Below are 538 nucleotides of genomic sequence, written 5' to 3' on the forward strand. Positions count from 1 at the left end.
AGTGGGGTGTTCTCGAACGGTGACGGTCAGTTCGACTCGCACCGTCTGGCGATATAGCGGCATGTCGTCACCGCGTGACTTGTCGATCTGCGGCCCGTTACCGGGGCCGTCGATCCACCGACCGTTCCACGAACAGTTACGGAACGGCCGATTGGTCGTGTGCCCGATGATCTCCCCGCACAGCCCCGCCAGATCCCATGCAACTTCCTCGGGATCGGCAAGGATCGGATACGGCTCGCTCCGCAGAATCGCGGGAGGCGGGGCGAAGACGTCGATCTGCACGAACGGCTTGCGCAGCATCGGGTCGTCGCCCTTTGTTCCGGCACCGCGGATGACGATGAACGGCCGCACGATCTTCTCGGGAATGTCACGCGTGGTGATCAGTTCCTTCGGAATATGCTCGGTCAGATCGGCGTCGGCGTGCAACGCTTCACGAACCGCGCCGGGCGCGAACGGAATCCGTACCTTCGGTGTCATCGCGGCGTCCAACCCGAGTACTTGCCGTGCGATCGCGCCGCATCGGTCATCACTGCCGCCG

At 63.8% G+C, this 538-nt stretch carries 1 protein-coding gene; it reads right to left on the reverse strand.

The annotated features are described in order from the left end of the window. Positions 1–477, reverse strand: a 477-nt coding sequence (locus CH296_RS28345; RefSeq protein WP_143546470.1) for a hypothetical protein, incomplete at its 3' end; no start/stop codon positions are given. Positions 478–538: the final 61 nt, after the last annotated feature.

It is taken from the genome of Rhodococcus sp. 14-2496-1d (assembly GCF_002259365.1).
Lineage (GTDB): Bacteria > Actinomycetota > Actinomycetes > Mycobacteriales > Mycobacteriaceae > Rhodococcoides.